This window comes from Marinihelvus fidelis (genome assembly GCF_008725655.1).
In the GTDB taxonomy this organism is placed as follows: domain Bacteria; phylum Pseudomonadota; class Gammaproteobacteria; order Xanthomonadales; family SZUA-36; genus Marinihelvus; species Marinihelvus fidelis.
The window spans coordinates 187,947-210,820 of the sequence record NZ_VYXP01000004.1 but is presented as its reverse complement, the minus strand read 5'-3'; the positions used below and the strand labels follow the sequence as shown (position 1 = coordinate 210,820).

Genomic DNA, 22,874 nt, shown 5'->3' with positions numbered 1-22,874 from the left:
AGTTGATGCACCAAGAATACGCGGTCAACCGCGAAAAGTTCGGACGGCCGGGTAGGAAGAGCGTGTCGATGCCCGTAGGAAGACCCCGCGAGTGGCGTTTCGGGCCACCGTGGGTTACGCCGTTCCCGTATACTCCGGTGCGATGAGCAAGATGCTGGACACGCTGCACAACGTCTTCGGGCTGCAGGAATTCCGACCCCACCAGGAAGCCATTATCCGGCGCGTCAGCGAGAGCGGTGACGCCTTCGTGCTGATGCCCACCGGCGGTGGCAAATCGCTGTGCTACCAGCTGCCCGCGCTGCTTCGCGACGGCACCGCGATCGTGGTCTCGCCGCTAATCTCGCTGATGAAGGACCAGGTCGACGCCTTGCTGGCCAACGGCGTGCGCGCAGCCATGTACAACTCGTCGCTGGCCCCGGACGAGGCCAGGGCGGTGATGTCGGCCCTGCGCGCCGGCACGCTGGACCTGTTGTATGTCGCACCCGAACGCCTGATGGCGCCGGGTTTTGCCGACCTGCTGGGCGACCTGGAGATCGCGCTGATCGCCATTGACGAGGCTCACTGCGTGTCACAGTGGGGGCATGATTTCCGCCCGGAGTACGCGGCGCTGGGCGAACTTCAGGCCCGCTTCCCCGGGGTGCCGCGCATCGCACTCACCGCGACCGCCGACCCGCAGACCCGGGCCGATATCGTCAATGTGCTCGGCCTGCAGCAGGCCGAGATGTTCGTGACCAGCTTCGACCGACCCAACATCCGTTACACCGTGCTCGAGAAGCACCAGCCAAAGCAGCAGCTCGCACGTTTCCTGGCCAGTCGGGAAGGGCAGTCCGGTATTGTCTACTGCCTGTCGCGCAAACGCGTCGAGGAAGTTGCCGAGCACCTGCGCTGGAAGGGCTATCCGGCCGAGGCCTACCACGCCGGTCTGGCGGCGCCGGTGCGCAGCGCCGTGCAGGAGCGTTTCATCAACGACGAGACCGGCATCGTTGTCGCCACGGTCGCCTTTGGCATGGGTATCGACAAGCCCAATGTCCGTTTCGTCGTGCATTACGACCTGCCGCGGCATCTGGAGGGTTACTACCAGGAAACCGGCCGCGCCGGGCGTGACGGCCTGCCGTCCGAGGCCCTGCTGCTGTATGGCGCCCAGGACGCCGGCACGGCCCGCTACCAGATCGAGCAGGGCGGTAACGAGGAACAACGCCGGGTCGAGGGCCACAAGCTCAACGCCATGGTGGGTTTCGCCGAGAGCCTGTCCTGCCGTCGTCGCGTGTTGCTGGGTTACCTGGGTGAAGACCTGCGCGAGGACTGCGGCAATTGTGATATCTGCCTGGACCCGCCCAACCGTTTCGATGGCACGCTGGCCGCGCGCAAGCTGCTGTCCTGCATCTACCGGGTACGACAGTCGTTTGGTATGAAGCACGTGGTCGACGTGCTGCGCGGTGCCGACAACGAGCAGGTGCGCCGCCACGGCCATGACCGGCTGTCGACCTATGGGATTGGCACCGAGTACTCCAGCGCCGAGTGGATGTCCTTCCTGCGCCAGTTGATTCACCAGGGTTATGTCCGCCAGGACATCGCCGCGTACTCGGTCCTGCGCCTGACACCGGAGGCCGGCCCGGTGCTGAAGGGTGACCAGGACCTGGAGCTGGCGGAGCCCCGGCTGAAGGCGAAACCGGCCCGCAAGCGCTCCCGTGCCGCCGTGGAACTGGCCGATGACGACCTGGCGCTGTTCGATACGCTCAGGGCCCTGCGCAAACGCCTGGCGGACGAGGCCGGTGTGCCGCCGTACGTCATTTTCGGTGATGCCGCCCTGGTCGACATGAGCCAGGCCCGGCCACGCAACGAGAGCGAGTTCCTGGCTGTCAACGGCGTGGGCGAGGTGAAGCTGGAGCGCTACGGCGATGCCTTCCTGGAGGCCATCGCGGAAGCTGCCCCGGAAATGGCATGATTTGGCCACACCGTGGCCGCATGACCTGGCCATGATCAGGCCATGAAACGCATCTTCAGAATTCTATCGATGGTCACGGCCGGCCTGCTGCTCGCGGCCTGGGGCACCTGGCAACTGAGCCGCAATGCCTCGTACCAACTCTATGGCGGCCTGACCGACCGCGTCGACACCGCGCAGCCCCGGGTCGCGCTGACCTTCGACGATGGTCCCACGCCGGGGCACACCCAGGCCATTCTCGACCAGCTGGACGCGCTGGGGGTCCGGGCCACGTTCTTCCTGGTGGGTGATGCCATGGCCCGTCACCCGGAACTGGCCGCGCAGATCGTCAGGGCCGGGCACCAGGTAGGTAACCATTCACGCACGCATTCACGCATGGTGTTCATGCCTGCCGCGCAGGTTCGTGAAGAGCTCGATACCACCGACCGGCTGATCCGCGAGGCTGGCTACACCGATGAGATCCTGTTCCGGCCGCCCTATGGCAAGAAGCTCCTGGTGCTGCCGTGGGTGCTGCACCAGCGTGGCACGCGCACCATCACCTGGGACGTGGAGCCCGAATCCGGGTCGGGGGCCGAGCCACCCGCGGACGATATCGTCGAGCGGGTACTGGAGCAGTCGCGGCCGGGTTCGATCATCCTGATGCACGTGATGTTCGACAGCCGGGCGACTTCGCTGCAGGCCGTGCCGGGTATCGTCGCCGGGCTGCGCGAACGGGGTTTTGAGTTCGTCACCGTCAGCGAACTGCTGGACGACTGAATCGACCGCCCAAGAAAAAGGGCGCCACCGGGGCGCCCTTGTTTCATGCCGTCAGGCAGGCCGCGTAATCAGGCGGCTGCGCGTGACGGTTCGTTCTCACCGGCCAGCTGGCGCAGCACGTAGTGCAGGATGCCGCCGTGACGGTAGTACTCGACTTCCTTCGGCGTATCCAGGCGCACCCGCGCGGTGAACACGGTTTCTTTGCCGTCTTCCGCCACCGCGGTGACGGTCACGGTCTCGGCGGTACCGTCACCCAGGCCAGTGATCGAGAAGGTCTCGGTGCCTTCAAGGCCCAGGGTGTCGGCGTTTTCGCCGTCTATGAAGTTCAGCGGCAGCACGCCCATACCGATCAGGTTGGAGCGGTGGATGCGCTCAAAGCTGGCGGTGATCACGGCCTTCACACCCAGCAGCTGGGTGCCCTTGGCGGCCCAGTCGCGTGATGAGCCGGTGCCGTATTCCTTGCCGGCCAGCACCACCAGCGGCGTGCCCTCGGCCTGGTACTTCATGGCCGCGTCGTAGATGAACATCTGCTCGCCGCTCGGCTGGTACTGCGTCCAGCCACCCTCGGTGCCCGGGGCCAGCTGGTTGCGCAGGCGCACATTGGCAAAGGTGCCGCGCATCATGACTTCGTGGTTGCCACGACGTGAACCGTAGGAGTTGAAGTCCGGCTTGGCGATGCCGTGGGACTTCAGGTACTCACCAGCCGGCGTATTTTCGCCAATGGCGCCGGCAGGAGAGATGTGGTCCGTGGTGATCGAGTCACCCAGCTTGGCCAGGCAGCGCGCGCCGGTGATGTCGGCGACGCCCGGCGGGTCCATCGTCATGCCGGTGAAGTAGGGCGGGTTCTGGATGTAGGTCGAATCACCCTGCCAGGCGAACATGTCGCCAGTTGGGGCGTCAATGTTTTTCCAGCGGTCATCGCCTTCGAACACGCTGGCGTAGCCCTTGCGGAACATGTCGGCGCTGACGGTATCGGCCACTAGGTCGTGAATCTCCTGGCTGGACGGCCAGATGTCCTTCAGGAACACGTCGTTGCCGTCGCGGTCCTTGCCCAGCGGCTCGCTGGTCAGGTCGACGTCCAGGCTGCCGGCCAGGGCGTAGGCCACCACCAGCGGCGGTGAGGCCAGGTAGTTCATCTTCACATCCGCGTGCACGCGGCCTTCGAAGTTGCGGTTGCCGGACAGCACCGAGCCCACCACCAGCTGGTTCTCACGAACCGCGTTGCCAATGGCTTCCGGCAGCGGGCCGGAGTTGCCGATGCAGGTGGTGCAGCCGTAGCCGACGACGTTGAAGCCCAGGGCTTCCAGGTCGTCCAGCAGGCCGGCCTTGACCAGGTAGTCGGTCACCACGCGCGAGCCCGGCGCCAGCGAGGTCTTCACCCACGGCTTGACGTGCATGCCCTTGGAAAACGCGTTGCGGGCCAGCAGGCCGGCGCCCAGCATGACGGCCGGGTTCGACGTGTTGGTGCAGGAAGTGATGGCGGCGATGACCACGGCGCCGTCGGTCAGGTCAAAAGTCTGGCCGTCGTACTCGACGTTGGCCACCGGTGGCGGCGGGACGATTTCGTCGTGAATGGCGGTATCGCCACCTTCGTTCTCGAAGCGGTCTTCCTGCTTCGTCTGGCGACCCGATGACAGGTCGCAGCAGTGCTCGCGGTAGTTGGACTGCATGTCGCTGAGCAGGACGCGGTCCTGCGGGCGCTTGGGGCCGGCCAGGCTGGGAAGCACGGTGCCCATGTCCAGCTCCAGCACTGCGCTGTACTCGGCTTCAACGCCGCCGTCTTCACGCCACAGGCCCTGCGCCTTCGCGTAGGCCTCGACCAGCGCGGCCTGCTCGTCGGAGCGACCGGACAGCTTCAGGTAGCGGATGGCTTCGCCGTCGATCGGGAAGATGCCACAGGTGGCGCCGTACTCCGGTGCCATGTTGGCGATGGTCGCGCGATCGGCCAGCGGCATGTTGGCCAGGCCGTCCCCGAAGAACTCAACGAACTTGCCGACCACGCCCAGCTCGCGCAGCATCTCGGTCACGGTGAGTACCAGGTCGGTGGCGGTGGCGCCTTCCGGCAGCTTGCCGGTCAGGCGGAAGCCCACGACCTGCGGAATCAGCATGGTGATCGCCTGGCCCAGCATGGCGGCCTCGGCTTCGATGCCACCCACGCCCCAGCCCAGCACGCCGATGCCATTGATCATCGTGGTGTGCGAGTCGGTACCCACCACGGTATCCGGCCAGGCCATCAGCTCGCCGTCTTTCTCGTCACCGAAAATGACGCGGGCCAGGTGCTCGAGGTTGACCTGGTGGACGATGCCGGTGTTGGGCGGCACCACCTTGAAGTTGCTGAACGCGTTCTGGCCCCAGCGCAGGAAGGCGTAGCGTTCCTGGTTGCGCTTGAACTCGATCTGGTTGTTCAGGTCGAGCGCGTCCATGGTGCCGAAACGGTCCACCTGCACCGAGTGGTCGATGACCAGTTCGGCCGGGGACAGTGGGTTGATCAGGCTGGCGTCGCCGCCCAGGTTAGTCATGGCGTCGCGCATGGCGGCCAGGTCGACGATGGCCGGCACGCCGGTGAAGTCCTGCAGCACCACGCGGGCCGGGGTGAAGGCGATCTCGGTCGACGGCTCGGCCTTCGGTTCCCACTGGGCCAGCGCCTCGATGTCACTGGCGGTGACGTCCACGCCGTTTTCATGACGCAGCAGATTCTCAAGGAGAATTTTCAGCGAGTAGGGCAGCTTCGAGATGTCAAAGCGGTCGGACAGCGCGGGCAGGCTGTAGTAGCCATGCGATTTGCCGTTGACATCCAGTGTGCGGTGGCAGGAAAACGAGTCGGCCATGCGGGTCTCCAGTCAGTTCGATTTCATTCAGGTGCGTGGGTTAGCCGGTTATTATCGCCCATGAGGGCTCAACCGGCCAGCAGGCGATGGGCCTGTTCGAGCGCTTTTTTGCGTCCAAACAGCAGGCTGAAGCGCCCACCGCCCACCTGGCGCCACAGCACCGCCGAGCGCAGGCCGGCAAACAGCAGGCTGCGAACCCAGCTGACGGTGCGCGGATTCTGCAGGTATTGCGGCCGGCCATGCACCACGATACGCGGCGTCAGTGTCGACAGTGTTTCAGAGTACAGCGCGGCGATGGCGTCGGCCTGCAGGTCCTGGCGCTCATGCTGTGACAGCGCCTCGCCCAGGGCTGCCGCGTCCGCCAGTTTCTCGCCGACCAGCGCCTGCATGGCGCCGTCGCGCATGAAGCGGCGCTGCAACTGCATCAGGCCGACGGTGTACTGCAGCGACTCGGCGTGGCGCTGTTCGCCCTCGAGAACGGCCGCCAGCGTTTCCAGGCCCAGCCGCAGCTGCGACTTGCCGCCGAAGACATCCTCGGCCGTGTCGGCCTCGAGCCGGAACAGGCTGTCCAGGCAGGTGGTCGCGGCATAGCCTGACCAGGTGCCGTGGTGAGCGGCCTGGCGAACCAGTTCGGTGGCCTGGAATACGCCGGCCAGGGCAAGCACCTGTTCAGTGTTCATGGTGTGTACGCGTTCATGGTGTCGATGATTCCGCCTCCCAGGCATTCATCATGGTCATAGAGTACGACGGATTGGCCCGGTGTCACCGCTCTTTGTGGCTGGTCGAAGACCAGCGCCATACGGTCGCCTTCAACCGACTCGACGATGCAGGCCTGGTCGGCCTGCCGGTAGCGCACCTTGGCTGTCAGCCTTGCGCCTTGTTGGGGTGCCGCGCCGGTCACCCAGGCCAGTTGTGAAGCCGACAGTTCGGTTGAGCGCAGCCACTCGTGGTCATGGCCCTGGCCGACATAGAGAATGTTGTTGTCCAGGTCCTTGTGCAGCACGTACCACGGCGCGTCGGGGCGGCCGCGGACGCCGCCGATGCCCAGGCCCTGGCGCTGGCCCAGTGTGTGGAACGCCAGGCCGTTGTGTTCGCCGATCACCCGGCCGTCATCGGTCCGGATTTCGCCCGGCTCGGTGTCGACATACTTTGCCAGGAAGCCGTTAAAGTCGCGCTCACCGATAAAGCAGATGCCGGTGCTGTCCTTCTTGTCATGCACCGGCAGGCCGGCGTCCAGCGCCGCCTGGCGGACGTCGCCCTTGTCCATGTCGCCTACGGGGAACAGGGTATGCGCGAGTTGCTCGTGGCCCACGGCGTAGAGGAAATAGCTCTGGTCCTTGTTGGAATCACGGCCGCGCAGCAGCCGATGCACGCCGTCGCGCGCCTCGGTGCGGCAATAGTGGCCGGTGGCGATGGCATCCGTGCCCAGGTCACGGGCGTGGTCCAGGAAGGTCCGGAACTTGATCTCGCGGTTGCAGAGGATGTCCGGGTTGGGCGTGCGGCCGGCGCGGTACTCGGCCAGGAAGGTCTCGAAGACCTGGTCCCAGTACTCCAGAGCAAAATTGCGGGTGTGCAGTTCGATGCCCAGGGCCTGGGCCACGGCGCGCGCGTCGTCGGCATCCTGCTCCGCCGGGCAGACGCCATCGCGGTCGTCTTCCTCCCAGTTCTTCATGAACATGCCGGCGATGTCTTCACCGTCCTGCTTAAGGCGCCACGCCGAGACCGAGGAATCCACCCCGCCCGACATGGCCACCATGATGCGACGCTTGCTCATTTGCCACTGAATCCACGGACATTCATTGCCCTTCCAAGTGGGGTTGATCGCGTTAATTATCAATCCGGCGATGCGGGGACGAGGTGGCTTTGAGGCCCGGCCATGGAGGAGTAGAATCAGGTCATGGGTAAAGAAATGGAACATCGCCAGGATCGCGGCGTCGCGCTGGAAGAAGCGCGGCCCGAGGTCAGTAAGCCACCACTGTTCAAGGTGGTGCTGTTGAATGACGACTTCACGCCGATGGACTTCGTGGTCGAGGTGCTGCAGGTTTTTTTCCGCATGGGCCACGATCGCGCCACGCAGGTCATGTTGCACGTGCATACACGCGGCAAGGGCGTTTGCGGGGTCTTCACGCGCGAGATCGCCGAGACCAAGGTGGCGCAGGTCAACGAGTATTCGCGGCAGAATGAACACCCGCTGAAGTGCACGATGGAGAAAGCCTGATGTTCAGCAAGGAACTGGAAGTCACCATCAGCGAGGCCTACCAGGAAGCCCGCAACCGCCGGCACGAATTCCTCACCGTCGAGCACCTGTTACTGGCGCTGCTGGACAACGGCGCGGCAATCAGCGTGCTGCGGGCCTGTGATGCCGATATCGACGCGTTGCGGCGCGAGATTCGCCAGGTCATCGAGGAAACCGTGCCGGAACTGCCGGGCGACGAGAACCGCGACACGCAACCCACCATCGGCTTCCAGCGCGTGCTGCAGCGGGCGCTGTACCACGTGCAGTCGTCCGGCAAGCAGGAAGTGACCGGCACCAACGTGCTGGTGGCGCTGTTCAGCGAGAAGGATTCCTACGCGGCCTACTTGCTGAACAAGAACGACATCAGCCGGCTCGACGTGGTCAATTTCATTTCCCACGGCATCAGCAAGATCGAGGATGGCCAGCCTGAAGAAGACGCCACCCAGGCGCCCGAAGGCGCGGAGCCGGCGGCCGAGGCCGGAAAAAACCCGCTGGAACTGTACGCAGAAGACCTCAATGAACGCGCCAGGGCAGGGCATATCGACCCGCTGATCGGTCGCGACGCCGAGATCGAGCGGACCATCCAGGTACTCTGCCGCCGGCGCAAGAACAACCCGCTGTTTGTCGGCGAGGCCGGCGTGGGCAAGACCGCGATGGCCGAGGGCCTGGCCCTGCGTATCGTCGAGGGCGAGGTGCCGGAGGTGCTTTCCGACGCCACCATCTACGCGCTGGACCTGGGCGCGCTGCTGGCCGGCACCAAGTACCGCGGCGATTTCGAAAAGCGCCTGAAGGCCGTGCTGGCCGAGCTGAAAAAGGACGAAGGCGCGGTCCTGTTCATTGACGAGATCCACACGATCATTGGCGCCGGTGCCGCCTCGGGCGGCGTCATGGACGCCTCCAACCTGGTCAAGCCCGTGCTCGCGTCCGGCCAGCTGCGCTGCATCGGCTCGACCACGTTCCAGGAATTCCGCGGCGTGTTCGAAAAGGACCGGGCGCTGGCGCGGCGATTCCAGAAAATCGACATCACCGAGCCCAGCGTGCCGGAAACCGTGGAAATCCTCCGTGGCCTGAAGAGCCGCTTCGAAGACCACCACGGGGTCAGGTACACCGACGAGGCGCTGGTGGCCGCGGCCGAACTGGCGGCGCGGCATATCAATGACCGCCACCTGCCGGACAAGGCCATCGACGTGATCGACGAGGCCGGCGCGCGCCAGCGCCTGCTGGCCGAGGACGAGCGCAAGGCCACGCTGGACGAGCACGACATCGAGGACATCATCGCCCGCATGGCGCGCATTCCGCCCCGGCAGGTCTCACGCTCCGACCGCGACGCGCTGAAGAACCTGGATCGCGACCTGAAGCTGGTGGTGTTTGGCCAGGACGACGCCATCGGCGCGCTGACGGCCTCCATTCGCATGGCCCGCAGCGGCCTGGGCGAGGAAGACAAGCCCATCGGCAGCTTCCTGTTCGCCGGCCCCACCGGCGTGGGCAAGACCGAAGTCAGCCGCCAGCTGGCGCTGACGCTGGGCATTGAGCTGGTGCGTTTCGACATGTCCGAGTACATGGAGGCGCACTCGGTTTCGCGCCTGGTGGGCGCGCCGCCGGGCTACGTCGGTTTCGACCAGGGCGGGCTGCTCACCGAGGCCGTGACACGCACGCCCCACGCCGTGCTGCTGCTGGATGAAATTGAAAAGGCCCACCCGGACCTGCTCAACATCCTGCTGCAGATCATGGACCACGGCAAACTCACCGACGCCAACGGCCGCGAGGCGGATTTCCGCAACGTGATCCTGGTGATGACCACCAATGCCGGCGCCCGTGAGAGCGCGCGCAGGACCATCGGTTTTGCCGAGCAGGACCACGCCACCGATGCGATGGAGGTGCTGCGCAAGGCCTTCTCGCCGGAGTTCCGCAACCGCCTGGACGCGATCATCCAGTTCGCACCGCTGGAGTTCCCGGTGATCCTGCTGATCGTCGACAAGTTCCTGCTTGAACTCGAAGCACAACTGGCGCAGAAGGATGTGGGCCTGGGTGTCTCGCCGTCGGCCAGGGAATGGCTCGCCCGCCAGGGCTTCGATCCCAAGATGGGTGCGCGACCCATGAAGCGGGTGATCCAGACGCATATCAAGCGTCCGCTGGCCGACGACCTGCTGTTTGGCAAGCTCGCCGACGGCGGCGAGGTGCAGGTCGAACTCAATGACAGCGGCGATGAACTCGTGGTCACCACACGCGCGCACGACAAGTCGCCGAAAGCGTTGCCGGCGTCGAGCGAGGAATCTGCGGAATAGGGCGGAGCGGGCGCGCTCCGCGGTCTTACTTCATGCGGTAGGTGATGCGTCCCTTGGACAGGTCGTAAGGGGTCAGTTCGACCTTGACCTTGTCGCCGGTGAGGATGCGGATGTAGTTCTTGCGCATGCGCCCGGAAATATGGGCGGTCACGATGTGGCCGTTGTCGAGCTCGACCCGGAACATCGTGTTGGGCAGGGTTTCCAGTACCCGGCCTTCCATTTCAATGACGTCTTCTTTAGCCATGTTAACCAGTGGTTGCGAAAAAGAGGCGGTATTGTGCCACAGGCGGCGTCAATATGGGCTTTCGCGTCGATCTGCGACACGGATTAAAAAAATCGTCATCCAGCTATTGACACGGCAGGGTAATTCTCTAGAATACGCATCCCTCAGGCGGGTGTAGCTCAGCTGGTAGAGCATCTCGTTGCCAACGAGAAGGTCGTCGGTTCAAGCCCGATCACCCGCTCCAAATATTTCCGGGGTTCCCCCGGATAGAAAAAGGCCCGGTCTTCGCCGGGCCTTTTTTGTTGTGCGCTTTTTCGCACTGCCGTTCAGAACTTCGCAATGTAGTCCTTGCCTTCCATGCAGGCGCTGAAGGCCTTCTTGAAGCCGTCGATCTGGGCCGCAGTATGCGCTTCGGCCTGGCCACTTTGTTCAGCGGCGGCCATCTGAGACTCGGCGCGCTCGCGGTTGCCACGACGGTGGCCGCGTATGGCGCCCAGGCCGGCGCCCCAGGCTGCGCCCTTACCGGCGTCATCGTCGGCGATCTCACCGATCAGGGCGCCTACGGCGGCGCCACCCACGGCGCTGCGTGCGGTCGAGCCCGAGCCCGCCTGCGCAGCCTGCTGTTGCGCCGCGGCGGCCTGCTCGGCATTGGCTTCCTGCTGTTTCTGCGCATCGAAAGGGTCAACACCGGAGTTCGACACGGCCCACTTGTAGCAGGCCGCTTCGTCTTCTGACTGCTGGGTCGAGTCCTGCCCCTTGGACGGGAAAACGTAGATCCCCAGGGTGCCGGCCAGTGATTGCTGTCCGCCCTGTGCCCAGGCCGCCGGGGCCGCCAACAGCGACAGGGATGCCAACAGGGCCAGGCCCACGAGGTATTGGTAACGTTGTTTCATGTTCAGCCCTCCTTATTCATCCGTAGTGCAGGCGCCAAATACCGTGACACTCTGTGCCCGGGTCGCCGCCGCAAACGTGGCAGTTCCCGTGGTGGCATCAACGACAAGACTGAATGACCGCCGGTTCTCGACACCCTGCAGGATGATCTCACCGTCCTGTTGCGTCACCGACGTGGCCGTGGAAACCCGCTGTTCATGGCTCGCCGCCGTCGTGCTCATTTCGCCTGAGCGCGTATCGACGCGAATGAAACGGGGCACGTTTACGGCCTCGGGGCTCTGCCAGTCGCAGCCTTCGCCTGGCCTGCAGACATGAACATCCGATGTGGCACACAGCAGGTGACGGGCGCCGGAAACATCATCGGCAAAGCCACTAATCGATACCAACAGGCTGCCGGCCAACACCAGCACAGGTGCCATACACATCTTGAGCGTTATCTTCATCTACGTTCTTCCATCAATTTGGGAAGGGTCAGTCCCCTTCCTTTGCTGCAGGTTGCCCGGCCGTCATCATGAAGGCCCTGAAGCGGTCAGCGCCCACGGCGCGGTATATCTCGACCGCGGTGACCATCGGCACCAGGATCAGCCACATCAACAGCATGGGCGCGATGATGTCGAGCGGTGCCTCGCTGAACAGTTCGGCCACGGAATCGGCCGCCGATTCATGGTGAAACCAGCCGACGATAATCTCCTCGAGGACCTTGAACACGAACAGCAGCACCAGGAAGGCAACACTCTTCCAGATGATCCGGTGGAGCAGGGGGTGATGATTCGCGCGGTGGCCGATGTTGACCATGTCGCCGATCAGGATGAACTTGCCCAGCACCAGCGCCTTCACCAGTGCGATGCCGTAATGCAGCGCCTGGGTGCCATGATCTTCCGCAAGGATTGCCGCCCTGTTCAGCAGGATCACCGCGAAACAGACCCACAGGTAGAGGCTGATCACGGCATATTTCTTTAACTCTTCTACCAGGCGCTCGCGCGCCGTCGGCTTGCCGGCTTCAGTCATCGTTACTCTCCGGTTTGAAAAAGGCATCGAAAACGCGCACCGCGACCGTGCCGTAGACCGCGATGACCATGAACAGCCACAGCCGCATGCCGAAACTGACGCCGTCGCTCAGCGGGCTGTCGGTGACCGCCGGACCGATCAGCACCAGCATGGTCACGAAAGCATACGTCCACTTGGAAAAATCCGGGTTAACGGCAATACCGCTGAACACGAACCGTCCGAACACCAGGCCTGCCAGCAACGTCAGTAACGTGAACATGATGATGGATGGCCATGCGGTCAGCAGGCACCAGGCCAACATCGCAGCCACGCCACCCCACCAGGTCGATTCCAGCAACGACAGGCCAATGGAACGGCTGCTTTCAACCGTCGCCTGCTGGCCCATACTCGCAACCTTGATCATGACGGGTGTATAGGCGGCGCTGGCGCTACTGAACAGAAACAGGAGCACCAACGGCAGGACCACCAGCAAGGACCTTATCGCGCTCCTGCCGGCCTTCCTGTAATCCGGGGCCGCCTTTGGCGGCTTAGGCAGTACCGGGGTGCCCGGCAAATCCGGCAACAGCCAGTGAGCCACCCACACGAAACCCACGCCGACCAGCGCATTGGCGGCAAAGGCCTGGATCAGGTTCATGAGAATGACCGTGTTCACGGAGCCGATGGTCACGACGACCGTAATACCAATGGTCATGAAGGTGCCCAGCACCGCCGGTCCGCCACGGGCGGTGAAATAAAACGTGTAAAACAGGGCCAGGGTGACAAGCCCGATACCCGCCCATCGTGCGTGCTCCAGGAAAGGCAGCATAAAGGTTGCGCCCAGCATCGGCACAATCAGCGCGATCACGAAGCCCAGCCCTTTTTTCAGACCAGGCGCCGGCACCGGCAACCCAAGCAGGAGAAACGTCAGTACCGGGGCGACAAACGGCAATGAAATTCCCATGACCTGGCTGACCACGAGTGACAGGGCGGAGCCCGCCGCGAGGCGGTAAATGCGTCGGACCGCGACCGGATGCATGGCACCGGCCGTGGCAGCAACCTGGGCTGTTTCAATAGGCATAAGTCAGCCAGGACACCATTCGAATCACGAACGCGCCTAGCCCATTGGTGATCGGGTGCTGGTCCGTGTAAACCACCAGGGAAGCCTGGGAGCCGACCTTGAGCGGTGTCGGATTCAGGTCGGCGGGGCGCTCAAAATCGACCAGAACCGGGTATCGCTGCGCCTGGCGCAGCCAGTTGGGGTCATTGCGAATGGTCGGTAGTTGGCCGAGCGGTGCCTTGTTGACTGCCACACCGTAACCCACTTCGCGCACCTTACCGCTGATCACGCGCCCGGGAATCGCATCAAAAACGATGGCCACCGGGTCGCCGGGGTCCAGATGCCCCAGGTTGTTCTCAGTGAACTCGGCTTCCAGCCAGACGTTCTCCGTGGACACGAAGGTCATCTGGGGTGCACCAGCTCCGGCGAAATTACCGACATCAAGGCGCACATCGGTGACCACGCCGTCCGATGGTGCCTTCGTGGTGGCGCGTGACAGGTTTAGCTGTGCCTGGTCCAGCGCTGCCTTGGCCTGAAGGATCCGAACATTGCGTTCGCCGTCATCACCCAGGTTCTGGATGGCCTGTTCACGCTGCGCCTTGGCGGCATCCAGCTGGCTGCGGGCGATGGCCAGGGAGGCCTCTTCCAGTTCCACGCGGCGCATGGAAATCGCCCCTGAGTCCTGGTCATGGATCGCCTTGGTCCGGTCGTAGTCCTTCTGCGCCTTGTCCAGGTTGGCCACCGCGGCGGCGACACCGGCATTGGCCGCCTCGACGGCGGCTTCAGCAGCGCCAACGGCTTGCCTGGCGGCCTGGTAATTCGCTTCCGCGGTCTCCACGGCCAGGCGATAATTCTCAACATCGACCTCGAACAGCGGGTCGCCCGCATTGACCCACTGGTTGTTGCCCACGAAGACCCGGGTCACGCGCCCGGCAACGTCAGAAGCGACTGGCACAACCAGGGCATTAACGCGTGCCTGGGAAGTGTAGGGGGTGACCCGGTCGGCGCGCAGGTACCAGGCCAGCAGCAGGGCGATCACGACCAGCACGACCAGCGTCGCCCGCCTGACCGGGTCACGGGCCTTCTTCGGTTTCGCCGCTGCGGCTTGTGGCTGTTCGGCGGGCTCTTTCACTTCATCGTTCATCGGTTCATTCCTGCGTTGCCGCGTCGTCGGGGGCTTCAACCAGGTCCCCCCAGTTCGTGCGCTCAGTCATCTGGCGGCGCGTGTCTTCATCGAGTTCCGGGTCACCCGGCAGCGCTTCCCAGCCGCCACCAAGTGCCTTGTAGAGTGCGATCAGTGAGCCGACGCTGGCGCCCTGGGCCGCGACCAGGCGTTGCTGCTGCGAAAAAAGCGCCTGCTGGGCGTCGAGCACGCGCTGGTAGTCCGAATAGCCCTCGGCATAGCGCAGCGTAGCCAATTCATTGGACCGGCGAGCCGATGCCACTGACTGGACCAGGATCGCGGCCTGCTCGAGATTGCCATCCCAGTCGGCCAGTGCGTCCTCGGTTTCGCGCGCTGCCGACAAAGCGGTCTCGGCATAGTTAACCAGCGCTTGCTGCAACCTCGCGTCCTGGACACGGATGTTGTTGCGGATGCGCCCATAATTCAGGAAGGGCCAGACGAAGGACGGTCCGATCGACCAGCTGAAGGCATCGCCATCGAACAGGTCGCCGAAGGAGTCATTGCCCGGCGCGCCCGATGCCAGGCCGATGGAGCCGGCCAGGCTGAAGCTGGGGTACAGGTCAGCTTCGGCCAGCCCGACCTGCGCATTCAGCGCCATCGCCGTCAGTTCCGCCTGGCGCATATCCGGGCGCCGCCGCAGCATGTCGGCCGGAAAACCCACGGAAACCGACTGGGGGAGCACGGGAATACCCTTGCCGGCGGCCAGCCGCTCGGTGACGGAGCCCGGCAGTTCACCAAGCAGCAAAGACAACGCGTTGCGCGCCTTGCGCAGGTCGGCGTCGATGGCCGGAATGGCGGACTGGGTGGCGAGCAGCAGGGTTTGCGCCTGTTGCATATCCAGCTCGGAATCCTGACCCTGATCGTAGAGCACCTTGGCGATATCGTAGCTGCGTTGCTGCAGCGCCAGGTTTTCCTGCGCGATATTGCGCTGCTCTTCGATCGTGCGCACGGCGGCGTAAGCGCCAACCACGGCCGCCGTCAGCAGCACCCGGGCCTGCTGGTAGCTGGCGATCGAACCCAGGTAGGCCGCATTCGCGGTCTCGATTGCGCGCTGGTAACGGCCCCAGAAATCAATCTCCCAGTTGACCGTCGCGCCCAGCGTGTGTTGCCAGTAAGCCGAGGTCACACCGGTATTCTCCGGCGGCGAGAGCAGGGTGCTCTGGCCGGCGGCGACCTGCGTCTGCGGCCACTGGGAGCCCGTGGCAATACCCAGCTGGGCCCGGGCTTCAAGGACAGAGAGGGCCGCAATCTCAAGGGTATTGTTGGCCGCCAGTGCGTCGTCGACCAGTTCGTTCAACAATGGGTCTTCAAAGACCTCCCACCAGCGCGCCAGGTCGGCGTCGCCACTGTCCAGCCCGTTATCGAGGTCAACCGACCAGTCGGGCAGGGTGGGCGCCTGCGGTGTCTCGAAATTCGGCCCGACCAGGGTACAGGCGCTCAGCATCAGGGCGGAAATTGTGGCCCCGATCCGCGCCAGCGACTGACGGATGGTCATTCGTGATCCTTGTTAAGGATGTCGGCGAGATTGGTCCGCTGGACAAAAAGATGGTTCATCACCGACAGCACCGCACCGGCCGAAAGGCCAAACATCAGCACCCCGTTGGCCGCCTCGAGCCCACCCAGCAGGCGCCAGCGTTCACTCATGACGATGTCGCCGTAGCCCAGCGAAGTGAAGTTCACCGAAGAATGGTAGAACGCCGTCTCGAAATCCTGGAACTCACCGATAAAGACGAACAGCAGGGCCCAGGCCGCGAATTGCAGCAGGTGGCCCAGGAACAGGACGCCGAAAATGACGCTGACGACCCGGAAGTTGGTGCCGATGCCCGGCCTGATGCCGCCATCCCCGATACGGCGGATGTACATGCCGATCACGGTGACCACGGCATAGACCTGCACGACCATGTTGATGACCAGGATCAGGCTGCCCAGTAGTAAAGGCGCTAACATGGCCTTATTCCCGGTCTGCGGTTTCCGGCGGAATCCGGCCGGCATCGAACCATGCCACCACCAGCTTGTAGCCGATCGCCAGCACCACGGCGCCGATGAACAGCCCGACGATTCCGGAATGGATCAGGCCGCCGATGGCGCCCAGCAGGATCACGGGCATGGGGGCTTCGACGCCGCGACCAAGGAGCATCGGCTTGAGCGCCATGTCGGCAAACGAGACGATAATGCTCCAGACAGCGAAAATAATGGTGGCGACCGAACTCCCCTGCGTGGAGAACACGTAGAAAATGACCGGCAACAGCACCAGCCAGGGCGGCAGCTGGGCCACGGCGACGACCAGGATCAGCAACGCCAGGAAGCCGGCGGCCGGAACATCCATCAGAACCATGCCCAACCCGCCCAGGAACGCCTGGATGGCGGCAATGCCCAGCACACCCACTGTCACTGAACGAATGGTGGAAACCGCCAGGGTTTGCATCTCATCGCCCATTGGGCCGGCAAGCCGGTGGAAAAACTTGTTCACCACGCCCTCGGACGACCTGGCGTTGGCCAGGAACAGTGCGGCGATCAGGGTCGCGGCAATAAACTGCAATACCGTCATCCCCAGGCCGGTCACCTTGTGAATGGCAGCATCGGCGACCTTTCGCGCCTGTTCACCATGCTCGTTCAGCCAGCCGGAAAAGTTGCTCGCCGCGTCGGTCCAGTTGGTGTAAATCTTGTCGCCGATCACTGGAACGTTCTTGACCCGCTCATTGGCCGCGGGAATGGCCACCTGACCGCTCTGCAACTGCTCGCGCATATCCTGCGCGCTGCTGAGCAGTGATTCACCAAACAGCCAGACCGGGGCAATGATGATGCCCAGGCCGATGACGATAAACAGGGTTATGGCCAGCTTGCCGCGGTTGCCCAGCGCAGCACGCATCTTCAGGTAAGGGGTATGCACGGATACCGCGATGATCACGCCCCAGATGAGGAAACTGATGAACGGTGAAAGGATCTGCAGGCACCAGCCGATGATGCCGAATATCAGGAGCAGGTAGACCGCAATCTCGATACCGTATCGAACGGGCCTGGACAGGATGGGTTCGCTCATTTTTATTCCCCCTCAGTTGGTCCCTGAATTCTCAACGCCCGACGGGGACGGGTCAAGGAACGCTTGCTTCTTACGTGAAGGCTTTTTTGGATGGTACACATTGGGGCTGACATGCCCGGCGCACGATAGTAGAATACCGCGCTCCCGGCTTCCCGGCCGGGTGACTCTTCCCTGATGGCCAGGTGGCAGAGTGGTTATGCAGCGGCCTGCAAAGCCGTGTACGCCGGTTCGATTCCGACCCTGGCCTCCAATTTTCCCGCTTGACCGGGCAGTGCCCGTCAATGCCCTGTCTGAATTCGACAAGCCGTGATTTCACGGCCGGTTCAGCATGTGCGGTATGCGTTCAACGACACGGGGGCTAACAGAACAAAACGATGGATAAGCGTAACGACAACCTGTTTCATTTCCTGGTCAGGTACTCGCCCTATGGGATGGTGCCTTTGGCGTGGTTTGCCTATATCGCTGGCAGTTCACCGTGGCTGGGCGCCGCCGCTGGGCTGGTACTGACGTTGCTGGTCGGTGTACCGCAACGCCTGGAGCGATTGGCGAGCACACGACCGCGTGTGTCGCGGCGACCCTGAAAGAAAACGGGCGCAAGGGTGCGACCCTTACGCCCGTTTTGCCACGTCTGCGTCGACCCCCACAGCGTCGCGGCTGGAATTTTGACGCATTGATAGGCGATGTCAAGTTCCGGTATTCGGAATATCGATGAGATGATTTCCAAATGGTTTCCGTTGGTATATTTAGTCGACTTACACATGCAAGGAAGCAGAAAAGAGTGAGCTTGGTACCGATCAAAAAGCCCACCCCATGGATCATGCTCGCGCTGCTGCCGCTGCTTGGCGCCTGCACGCCACAGACTCAGCTGACCATTCGTTCGGAACCTTCCGGTGCGACGGTCTATGAAGGCGAGGAGGCGTGGGGCGTAACTCCGGTCACGCTTGATTACACCACGGCAGCCAAGGAAGCCGGGAATGGCTGCGTGGCGACTCGCCCCATCAGTGTGCGTTGGGAAAGCGGTGCCAAGGCACGTGTCAGCACCATCAACGTCTGTACCGGCGCCGGGGGCGCAACGTCCTACACCTTTGTGTACCCGGAAGGGTTCCCGGGTGGGAGTGGCGGCCTGGAGCACGAAGTCGCCAGCCGGTCCACAGGCAACGTAACCGCCGACGGCCAGCTCTACTATGACGTCGCCCAACCGGACAGCACCAATGTACTGAAATGCTTCTCCGATCTGCGTGGCGACCAGGTGATTACACACTGCGGCGGATGAAACGCCTGATTAGGTAGGCTTGGCGGCATCTTCAAGGATGTTTCGCCAGTGACTGCGACGAGTACGAAAGCAAACGGTTCCAGCCCCTTTGCGCGGTCAGCCAATTCCGGCCCTGGTTTTCCCGGGGTCATACCTCCTGTTACTGGTGCTGAATACCAGTCCTCTGGACATGCCTCCCGTCTGGGATGCCGCGGCCGGGTTGTTCGCCCCAGCCATATACCTGTATCTCACGGGTGCCGTGAACCAATTGACTGGTGCCCGGGGCCGGGCTCGAACCGGCACGGTGTTGCCACCGAGGGATTTTAAGTCCCTTGCGTCTACCAATTTCGCCACCCGGGCGCCGCGGGCATTCTACCGTGTCAAGGCGGGGCAGGGTGGCTGTTCCGCAATAAAATGCGCTCCATTGCGTCAATTTCCTCGTCCTTGAACATGGCCACGGCCGGCCGGGCACGGTCTGGGTTCACCATGTCCATAATGTTTCGTCCCACGGGTGGCCGGCCCAGCCATTCTGCCATTTGGCACAGGACGGTCTCGGGCTGCGTAACGACCTCTTCAAAAGACAGCTGTAGAAAACGGGATGACGGCAAAGTGGCCGCGAACCGGTGAACCAGGTCTCTCTGGTGGAGCGTGGTGTAGGCCATCCTTTCCGGATCCGAATCCGTCAGTATGTGAGCACGCGACCGCCCGGCTGCATCGTAGGCCAGTTTCAGCGCCAGCCGGCCGACGTGGTTGTCCACCCTCGCCGTCATGTGCGTCCGCCTGGCGCAGGTTGACCATGAGCTCCTGGACAGGAAAACGTATCGCGCTGAAGGAAAGGCGGCATCAATTTCCAGCAGCAGGAACAGGCTCTCCGGCAACTTGAATCCCCAGTCCGCGCCCGGCGCGGCCGCCGCCTGAACCGCCAGCGCGCCGTGCTTGACCCGCTCGAATCGCTGCGCTGCCTGCCAATCAGCTGAGCAAGTATGCTTTTCCATCAGTGCCCTATAGAACGGCATGATGACTTCCCGCGTATCCAGGCTGGGCGAAAGGTCTTCCCCCAGGAACACGCCACAGTCGAGGGCCAATTGGCTGAGCAACCGTGAACCCGATCCCCCCCTGGCCAGCAGGACCAGGGGAGGGCGCATCTCCGGCTCCGCCATCGTACTGGCCGAAGGTGGCGCACCGTGCGCGAGGCGCGCCCAGCGTGGCCACTTCTTGGCAATGTAGTCATCAGAGCATGCCAGGTCGGCCTGGTAAGTTAGGGAGCCCCTGTCCACGATCTTGCTGGAATCACCCGCGGATAGGATTGGGGTCCCGTTCCCATCCAGCATCTTGTGGGTGGTTGGCGCATTGATTGCGTAGGTCTTTCGTCCCCGCGACCGCAATTGTTCCGAAAGATCGCGACCAATGTTGTGAATGCTTGGCAGGTCCGGGTCGAAGACCACTCCCGAGTTACGCCGGAATATCAGGATTTGCTCGTCGAGTCGGACAACTTCCGCGAAAGGGGAGGCGTTTTCGGCAAACGTGTTCCCGTACTGATGCGGGTCGCTCCAGTGACCCTTGACCTGCTTCTGATTGTCCCAACCAACAGCACCCACAAGCCCCCAGTCCGGGTCGGACTCTTCGAGTTGCATGAGAGACTGCTCCAGGCATTGCTGCCAACCATCGACCAGGTGAACATCTTCGTGGACCACGGCAACCAGGTCGTGTCGGGCCTTGTCTACGCCGTGGATAATCGCTTGCGTAAGGTGGTCAAAATGGACGTTTGCGCTGTTGTCCACAATGATGAGTTCATTGCATTCATCATGCACACAGCTGGACCGCAGAAGGTTGTGCTCCAGTTCGGAGCTGAACCTGATCGTAACGAATGAAATGTTTCTGCTGGGTTTGAACTGTGGTGTGGGCAGTACGGGAAACTGTCGATCAGGCTTCATTCACTCTCTAATTATTGCGGTCGCGATACCGTATTGTAACGTCCCGAAAAAAACGTTGCCCTGAGATTTTTTACCTCTGTACCATTCAATGGCTGTAGCGCCACTCAAGGTATACACGCCGCCCGGCTCCCGGAAAATATCGGTAGTTACCGAATGCGTAGTCCGCGCGCTCCGCATAATACGTATCGAACAGGTTGGTGACACGCACCGAGAGCCGGTGGCGGTCTCCGCGCAGATCGTGGAAGGCCCGGAGGGCAAACAGGTCGTGGCCCTCGTACTGGTGTTCATTGGCTGGATCCAGTTCGTATGCACCCACATGCGTCCATTCCAGTTCCAGGCGTAACCGTTGCAATGGGCGGTAATCCAGTCTTGCGCCAGCCAGCCATTCCGGTGCGGTATCGACCCGGTTGCCGTCAACAATTCCGGACGCAGGGCGGTCAAACGCGTATTCGTGGATGGCCCAGCCGGCATTGGCGGACAGGCGCCACTGGTCGTTCATACGCCAGTCGACGGCACCTTCGATTCCGTAGTGTCGTGTCTTGCCGTCACTCACATTGTTGCCGTCTGCGTCACGAAAAATGAAGTGACGTTTCTTCATGGCAAACGCGATCGCGTTCCAGTGGATGTCGTCGCTACTAAACTCGAAGCCCAGTTCTGCTGTGTCCAGCGTTTCGGTTTGCAGATCGGCCACCTGCTGGCCGCTCTGCAGGCGGTAGAGCTCCGTGGCCTGCGGCGCCCGGAAACCGCGCGCGATTCGTGAGACCAGTCGCGTCCGCTCACTCAGTTGCCACTGCAGGCCGAGTTCCGGCGCCAGGTTGCTGAACTGGTCCCCCTGACTTTCCGGACGCGTGTAGAGGCAACCGCCGTAACCGCAGGTTGTGCCGTCATCCCGCGTGTTGCCGGAAATCATTCGGTTGCGATAACCGTAATCGAGGAATTCACCTCTTAAACCTGCCGTAACTATATGTATATCCATTATTTTATGTTCATACTGCGCCCATGCGGCGGCCATCAGGGAACGCACTTCATAGTCGTAGTGAAAACCCTGCGGCCGGGTCTCTACAAGAAAGTCCGAGCCTTCGGTCGGGTGCGCCTGGAACTCAACCAGTTCACCATCGGCCCACTCAAAGTCGATCCCCGCAGACCACCCGGTATCGTTGCGCCAACTGAACAGCATGCCCGCGCTGGTCTGGCCATTGCTTTCCGTCGGTTGCCCGGGCAGGAAGTGCTGGAGGAACTCCATGTCGCTGTAACGGGCGTAGGGTATCCATTCAAACTCGGAGCCGGGGGAGGGCAGCCAGCGCCATTGGCTGGTCAGCCGCCAGGCCTCGGCTTTGCGGTAGGCCTCCGGGTTCTGGTTGCTGGTGCGCAATTCCGGATCCCGCCAGGCATCCTTGCCTTGTACGAAACCCGCGGTCTCCTGGTCAATGCCGGCGTAGGCCAGTCGGGTCACGATGTCCGCGCCGCCGGCCTGGCTGGCCATTGACGTGTTAAGGAAGCCCTGCGTGAAGGACTCGTCGTCCCTGAAACTGCCGCTATCGGTGTAGTTGGCGGCCAGCGCGAAGCGCGCGCCGGCATATTCGACACGACCGCGGTAGTAGTCGTCCGTACCAACCTCCAGGCCAGCGCCCAGGGTCGTGGATCCACTGCCTGGCGCCAGTGAACGGGCATCCAGGACACCGTGGAGCGCGTTCGAACCGTAAAGGACGCTACCGGGGCCGCGCACAACATCAACCGCCTGTGCCTGCAACAGGTTCACCTCGAACAATTCGTTGACGTTGCAGAAGCCCGTAGGCCGTATCGATACATGGTCCTCCATGACCATGAATGCGCCGCAAGCGCCGGGGCCGGTCAGCACGGGCGAACGGATGGCCATTAACTGTTCCTGGCCGGAGCCGCGACTGATCCAGGTGGCGGGCACACGATCCAGCAACTCATTCGCGTGGGTTACGGATTCGTCGTCGATGTCGTCCAGGCCCAGCGTCGATATACCGGGAATCGATCCCGCAACAGACTGGGCCGGCGCTGAGCGCACCTCGACGATTTCCATGGCCTGGGGGGCGGCAGTCGTCGTCGCTTGCAGTAACAGGTAAGGGATCAGGGAACTGAGCATCCGCACAACGTACGGATTCGCCGCAGGATTACAAGTTCCGCAAGGGCGCGGTCATAAAACATGATGACAGCGACACGGCGACAGACCTAAATCACATTATAAGATCTGCCATGTAACACCATGTATATGCGCGGTATATTCGCGTGA

General features: G+C 62.8%; 20 protein-coding genes and 3 tRNA genes. 8 read left to right on the top strand and 15 right to left on the bottom strand.

Going from position 1 to position 22,874, the window contains the following annotated elements; genetic code table 11:
- The first annotated feature begins 142 nt into the window (after window positions 1-142).
- Together recQ and F3N42_RS07400 are read left to right on the top strand one after the other, a co-directional pair.
- Window positions 143-1,945: a DNA helicase RecQ gene (recQ, locus tag F3N42_RS07405; RefSeq protein ID WP_150863900.1), complete on the top strand. Its 1,803-nt coding sequence runs from the start codon at window positions 143-145 to the stop codon at window positions 1,943-1,945.
- A 42-nt stretch (window positions 1,946-1,987) separates the two neighbouring features.
- Window positions 1,988-2,698, top strand: a complete 711-nt coding sequence (locus tag F3N42_RS07400; protein ID WP_150863779.1) for a polysaccharide deacetylase family protein — start codon at window positions 1,988-1,990, stop codon at window positions 2,696-2,698.
- A 68-nt stretch (window positions 2,699-2,766) separates the two neighbouring features.
- Here the strand turns inward: F3N42_RS07400 and acnA are convergent, their stop codons facing one another.
- The 3 genes from acnA to mnmA form a co-directional block, all read right to left on the bottom strand.
- Window positions 2,767-5,526 (bottom strand): aconitate hydratase AcnA, encoded by a 2,760-nt coding sequence (gene acnA / locus F3N42_RS07395; RefSeq protein WP_150863778.1) that lies wholly within the window; start codon window positions 5,524-5,526, stop codon window positions 2,767-2,769.
- Between the two features lie 68 nt (window positions 5,527-5,594).
- Window positions 5,595-6,206 (bottom strand): high frequency lysogenization protein HflD, encoded by a 612-nt coding sequence (hflD, locus tag F3N42_RS07390; RefSeq protein ID WP_191621294.1) that lies wholly within the window; start codon window positions 6,204-6,206, stop codon window positions 5,595-5,597.
- Window positions 6,203-7,300, bottom strand: a complete 1,098-nt coding sequence (gene mnmA, locus F3N42_RS07385) for a tRNA 2-thiouridine(34) synthase MnmA (RefSeq protein ID WP_150863776.1) — start codon at window positions 7,298-7,300, stop codon at window positions 6,203-6,205. The genes hflD and mnmA overlap by 4 nt, the downstream gene beginning before the upstream one ends.
- A gap of 123 nt (window positions 7,301-7,423) precedes the next feature.
- Between mnmA and clpS the strand changes: the two genes are divergently transcribed.
- Both clpS and clpA read left to right on the top strand, forming a co-directional pair.
- Window positions 7,424-7,744 (top strand): ATP-dependent Clp protease adapter ClpS, encoded by a 321-nt coding sequence (gene clpS, locus F3N42_RS07380; protein WP_150863775.1) that lies wholly within the window; start codon window positions 7,424-7,426, stop codon window positions 7,742-7,744.
- Complete coding sequence (clpA, locus tag F3N42_RS07375; RefSeq protein WP_150863774.1) at window positions 7,744-10,047, top strand: ATP-dependent Clp protease ATP-binding subunit ClpA; 2,304 nt, start codon at window positions 7,744-7,746, stop codon at window positions 10,045-10,047. The genes clpS and clpA overlap by 1 nt, the downstream gene beginning before the upstream one ends.
- Window positions 10,048-10,072: 25 nt before the next feature.
- Here clpA and infA read toward each other — a convergent pair whose 3' ends face one another.
- On the bottom strand, window positions 10,073-10,291 hold the full coding sequence (infA, locus tag F3N42_RS07370) for a translation initiation factor IF-1 (protein ID WP_150863773.1): 219 nt from the start codon (window positions 10,289-10,291) through the stop codon (window positions 10,073-10,075).
- Between the two features lie 147 nt (window positions 10,292-10,438).
- Here infA and F3N42_RS07365 point away from each other — a divergent pair.
- Window positions 10,439-10,514 (top strand) — tRNA-Gly (locus tag F3N42_RS07365).
- 82 nt (window positions 10,515-10,596) lie between these two features.
- Here the strand turns inward: F3N42_RS07365 and F3N42_RS07360 are convergent.
- Genes F3N42_RS07360 through F3N42_RS07325 form a run of 8 tightly spaced genes read right to left on the bottom strand, consistent with a single transcriptional unit; the run spans window position 10,597 to window position 17,428 of the window.
- Entirely contained in the window at window positions 10,597-11,163 is a 567-nt protein-coding gene (locus tag F3N42_RS07360) for a YMGG-like glycine zipper-containing protein (RefSeq protein ID WP_150863772.1), read from the bottom strand.
- Between the two features lie 12 nt (window positions 11,164-11,175).
- Entirely contained in the window at window positions 11,176-11,604 is a 429-nt protein-coding gene (locus tag F3N42_RS07355) for a hypothetical protein (RefSeq protein ID WP_150863771.1), read from the bottom strand.
- Between the two features lie 28 nt (window positions 11,605-11,632).
- Window positions 11,633-12,169 carry a hypothetical protein gene (locus F3N42_RS07350; RefSeq protein WP_150863770.1) on the bottom strand — a complete coding sequence of 179 codons (537 nt, stop codon included), beginning with the start codon at window positions 12,167-12,169 and terminating at the stop codon, window positions 11,633-11,635.
- Window positions 12,162-13,184 carry a DUF2955 domain-containing protein gene (locus tag F3N42_RS07345; protein WP_224784808.1) on the bottom strand — a complete coding sequence of 341 codons (1,023 nt, stop codon included), beginning with the start codon at window positions 13,182-13,184 and terminating at the stop codon, window positions 12,162-12,164. The genes F3N42_RS07350 and F3N42_RS07345 overlap by 8 nt, the downstream gene beginning before the upstream one ends.
- 31 nt (window positions 13,185-13,215) lie before the next feature.
- Entirely contained in the window at window positions 13,216-14,349 is a 1,134-nt protein-coding gene (locus F3N42_RS07340; RefSeq protein ID WP_150863768.1) for an HlyD family secretion protein, read from the bottom strand.
- A gap of 4 nt (window positions 14,350-14,353) precedes the next feature.
- The gene (locus F3N42_RS07335; RefSeq protein WP_150863767.1) at window positions 14,354-15,883 is read right to left on the bottom strand and encodes an efflux transporter outer membrane subunit; all 1,530 of its coding nucleotides are present in this window, start codon (window positions 15,881-15,883) and stop codon (window positions 14,354-14,356) included.
- On the bottom strand, window positions 15,880-16,335 hold the full coding sequence (locus F3N42_RS07330; protein WP_191621292.1) for an ion channel: 456 nt from the start codon (window positions 16,333-16,335) through the stop codon (window positions 15,880-15,882). The genes F3N42_RS07335 and F3N42_RS07330 overlap by 4 nt, the downstream gene beginning before the upstream one ends.
- A 4-nt stretch (window positions 16,336-16,339) precedes the next feature.
- A complete protein-coding gene (locus tag F3N42_RS07325; RefSeq protein WP_150863765.1) occupies window positions 16,340-17,428 on the bottom strand; it encodes an AI-2E family transporter in 1,089 nt (362 codons plus the stop codon).
- A gap of 176 nt (window positions 17,429-17,604) precedes the next feature.
- Here F3N42_RS07325 and F3N42_RS07320 point away from each other — a divergent pair.
- The 3 genes from F3N42_RS07320 to F3N42_RS07310 all read left to right on the top strand — a co-directional run bounded on the left by F3N42_RS07320 (window position 17,605) and on the right by F3N42_RS07310 (window position 18,701).
- A tRNA-Cys gene (locus tag F3N42_RS07320) sits at window positions 17,605-17,678 on the top strand.
- A 124-nt stretch (window positions 17,679-17,802) separates the two neighbouring features.
- Window positions 17,803-18,009: a hypothetical protein gene (locus F3N42_RS07315; RefSeq protein WP_150863764.1), complete on the top strand. Its 207-nt coding sequence runs from the start codon at window positions 17,803-17,805 to the stop codon at window positions 18,007-18,009.
- Window positions 18,010-18,206: 197 nt separating this feature from the next.
- Complete coding sequence (locus F3N42_RS07310; RefSeq protein WP_191621291.1) at window positions 18,207-18,701, top strand: PEGA domain-containing protein; 495 nt, start codon at window positions 18,207-18,209, stop codon at window positions 18,699-18,701.
- Window positions 18,702-18,953: 252 nt separating this feature from the next.
- Here F3N42_RS07310 and F3N42_RS07305 read toward each other — a convergent pair.
- The 3 genes from F3N42_RS07305 to F3N42_RS07295 all read right to left on the bottom strand — a co-directional run bounded on the left by F3N42_RS07305 (window position 18,954) and on the right by F3N42_RS07295 (window position 22,727).
- Window positions 18,954-19,040: transfer RNA gene (locus tag F3N42_RS07305), tRNA-Leu, on the bottom strand.
- A gap of 20 nt (window positions 19,041-19,060) precedes the next feature.
- On the bottom strand, window positions 19,061-20,614 hold the full coding sequence (locus F3N42_RS07300; protein ID WP_150863762.1) for a sulfotransferase: 1,554 nt from the start codon (window positions 20,612-20,614) through the stop codon (window positions 19,061-19,063).
- 85 nt (window positions 20,615-20,699) lie between these two features.
- Entirely contained in the window at window positions 20,700-22,727 is a 2,028-nt protein-coding gene (locus F3N42_RS07295; RefSeq protein WP_150863761.1) for a TonB-dependent receptor, read from the bottom strand.
- Between the last annotated feature and the right edge of the window lie 147 nt (window positions 22,728-22,874).

Excerpts from the sequence above, each read along its gene's own strand:
- mnmA (WP_150863776.1), bottom strand. The coding sequence starts at position 7,300 with ATGAGCAAGCGTCGCATCATGGTGGCCATGTCGGGCGGGGTGGATTCC.
- F3N42_RS07330 (WP_191621292.1), bottom strand. The coding sequence starts at position 16,335 with ATGTTAGCGCCTTTACTACTGGGCAGCCTGATCCTGGTCATCAACATG.
- F3N42_RS07300 (WP_150863762.1), bottom strand. The coding sequence starts at position 20,614 with ATGAAGCCTGATCGACAGTTTCCCGTACTGCCCACACCACAGTTCAAA.
- clpA (WP_150863774.1), top strand. The coding sequence starts at position 7,744 with ATGTTCAGCAAGGAACTGGAAGTCACCATCAGCGAGGCCTACCAGGAA.
- F3N42_RS07325 (WP_150863765.1), bottom strand. The coding sequence starts at position 17,428 with ATGAGCGAACCCATCCTGTCCAGGCCCGTTCGATACGGTATCGAGATT.
- F3N42_RS07360 (WP_150863772.1), bottom strand. The coding sequence starts at position 11,163 with ATGAAACAACGTTACCAATACCTCGTGGGCCTGGCCCTGTTGGCATCC.
- F3N42_RS07315 (WP_150863764.1), top strand. The coding sequence starts at position 17,803 with ATGGATAAGCGTAACGACAACCTGTTTCATTTCCTGGTCAGGTACTCG.
- infA (WP_150863773.1), bottom strand. The coding sequence starts at position 10,291 with ATGGCTAAAGAAGACGTCATTGAAATGGAAGGCCGGGTACTGGAAACC.
- F3N42_RS07400 (WP_150863779.1), top strand. The coding sequence starts at position 1,988 with ATGAAACGCATCTTCAGAATTCTATCGATGGTCACGGCCGGCCTGCTG.
- acnA (WP_150863778.1), bottom strand. The coding sequence starts at position 5,526 with ATGGCCGACTCGTTTTCCTGCCACCGCACACTGGATGTCAACGGCAAA.
- F3N42_RS07295 (WP_150863761.1), bottom strand. The coding sequence starts at position 22,727 with ATGCTCAGTTCCCTGATCCCTTACCTGTTACTGCAAGCGACGACGACT.
- F3N42_RS07355 (WP_150863771.1), bottom strand. The coding sequence starts at position 11,604 with ATGAAGATAACGCTCAAGATGTGTATGGCACCTGTGCTGGTGTTGGCC.
- F3N42_RS07340 (WP_150863768.1), bottom strand. The coding sequence starts at position 14,349 with ATGAACGATGAAGTGAAAGAGCCCGCCGAACAGCCACAAGCCGCAGCG.
- clpS (WP_150863775.1), top strand. The coding sequence starts at position 7,424 with ATGGGTAAAGAAATGGAACATCGCCAGGATCGCGGCGTCGCGCTGGAA.
- F3N42_RS07345 (WP_224784808.1), bottom strand. The coding sequence starts at position 13,184 with ATGCATCCGGTCGCGGTCCGACGCATTTACCGCCTCGCGGCGGGCTCC.
- F3N42_RS07350 (WP_150863770.1), bottom strand. The coding sequence starts at position 12,169 with ATGACTGAAGCCGGCAAGCCGACGGCGCGCGAGCGCCTGGTAGAAGAG.
- hflD (WP_191621294.1), bottom strand. The coding sequence starts at position 6,206 with ATGAACACTGAACAGGTGCTTGCCCTGGCCGGCGTATTCCAGGCCACC.
- recQ (WP_150863900.1), top strand. The coding sequence starts at position 143 with ATGAGCAAGATGCTGGACACGCTGCACAACGTCTTCGGGCTGCAGGAA.
- F3N42_RS07335 (WP_150863767.1), bottom strand. The coding sequence starts at position 15,883 with ATGACCATCCGTCAGTCGCTGGCGCGGATCGGGGCCACAATTTCCGCC.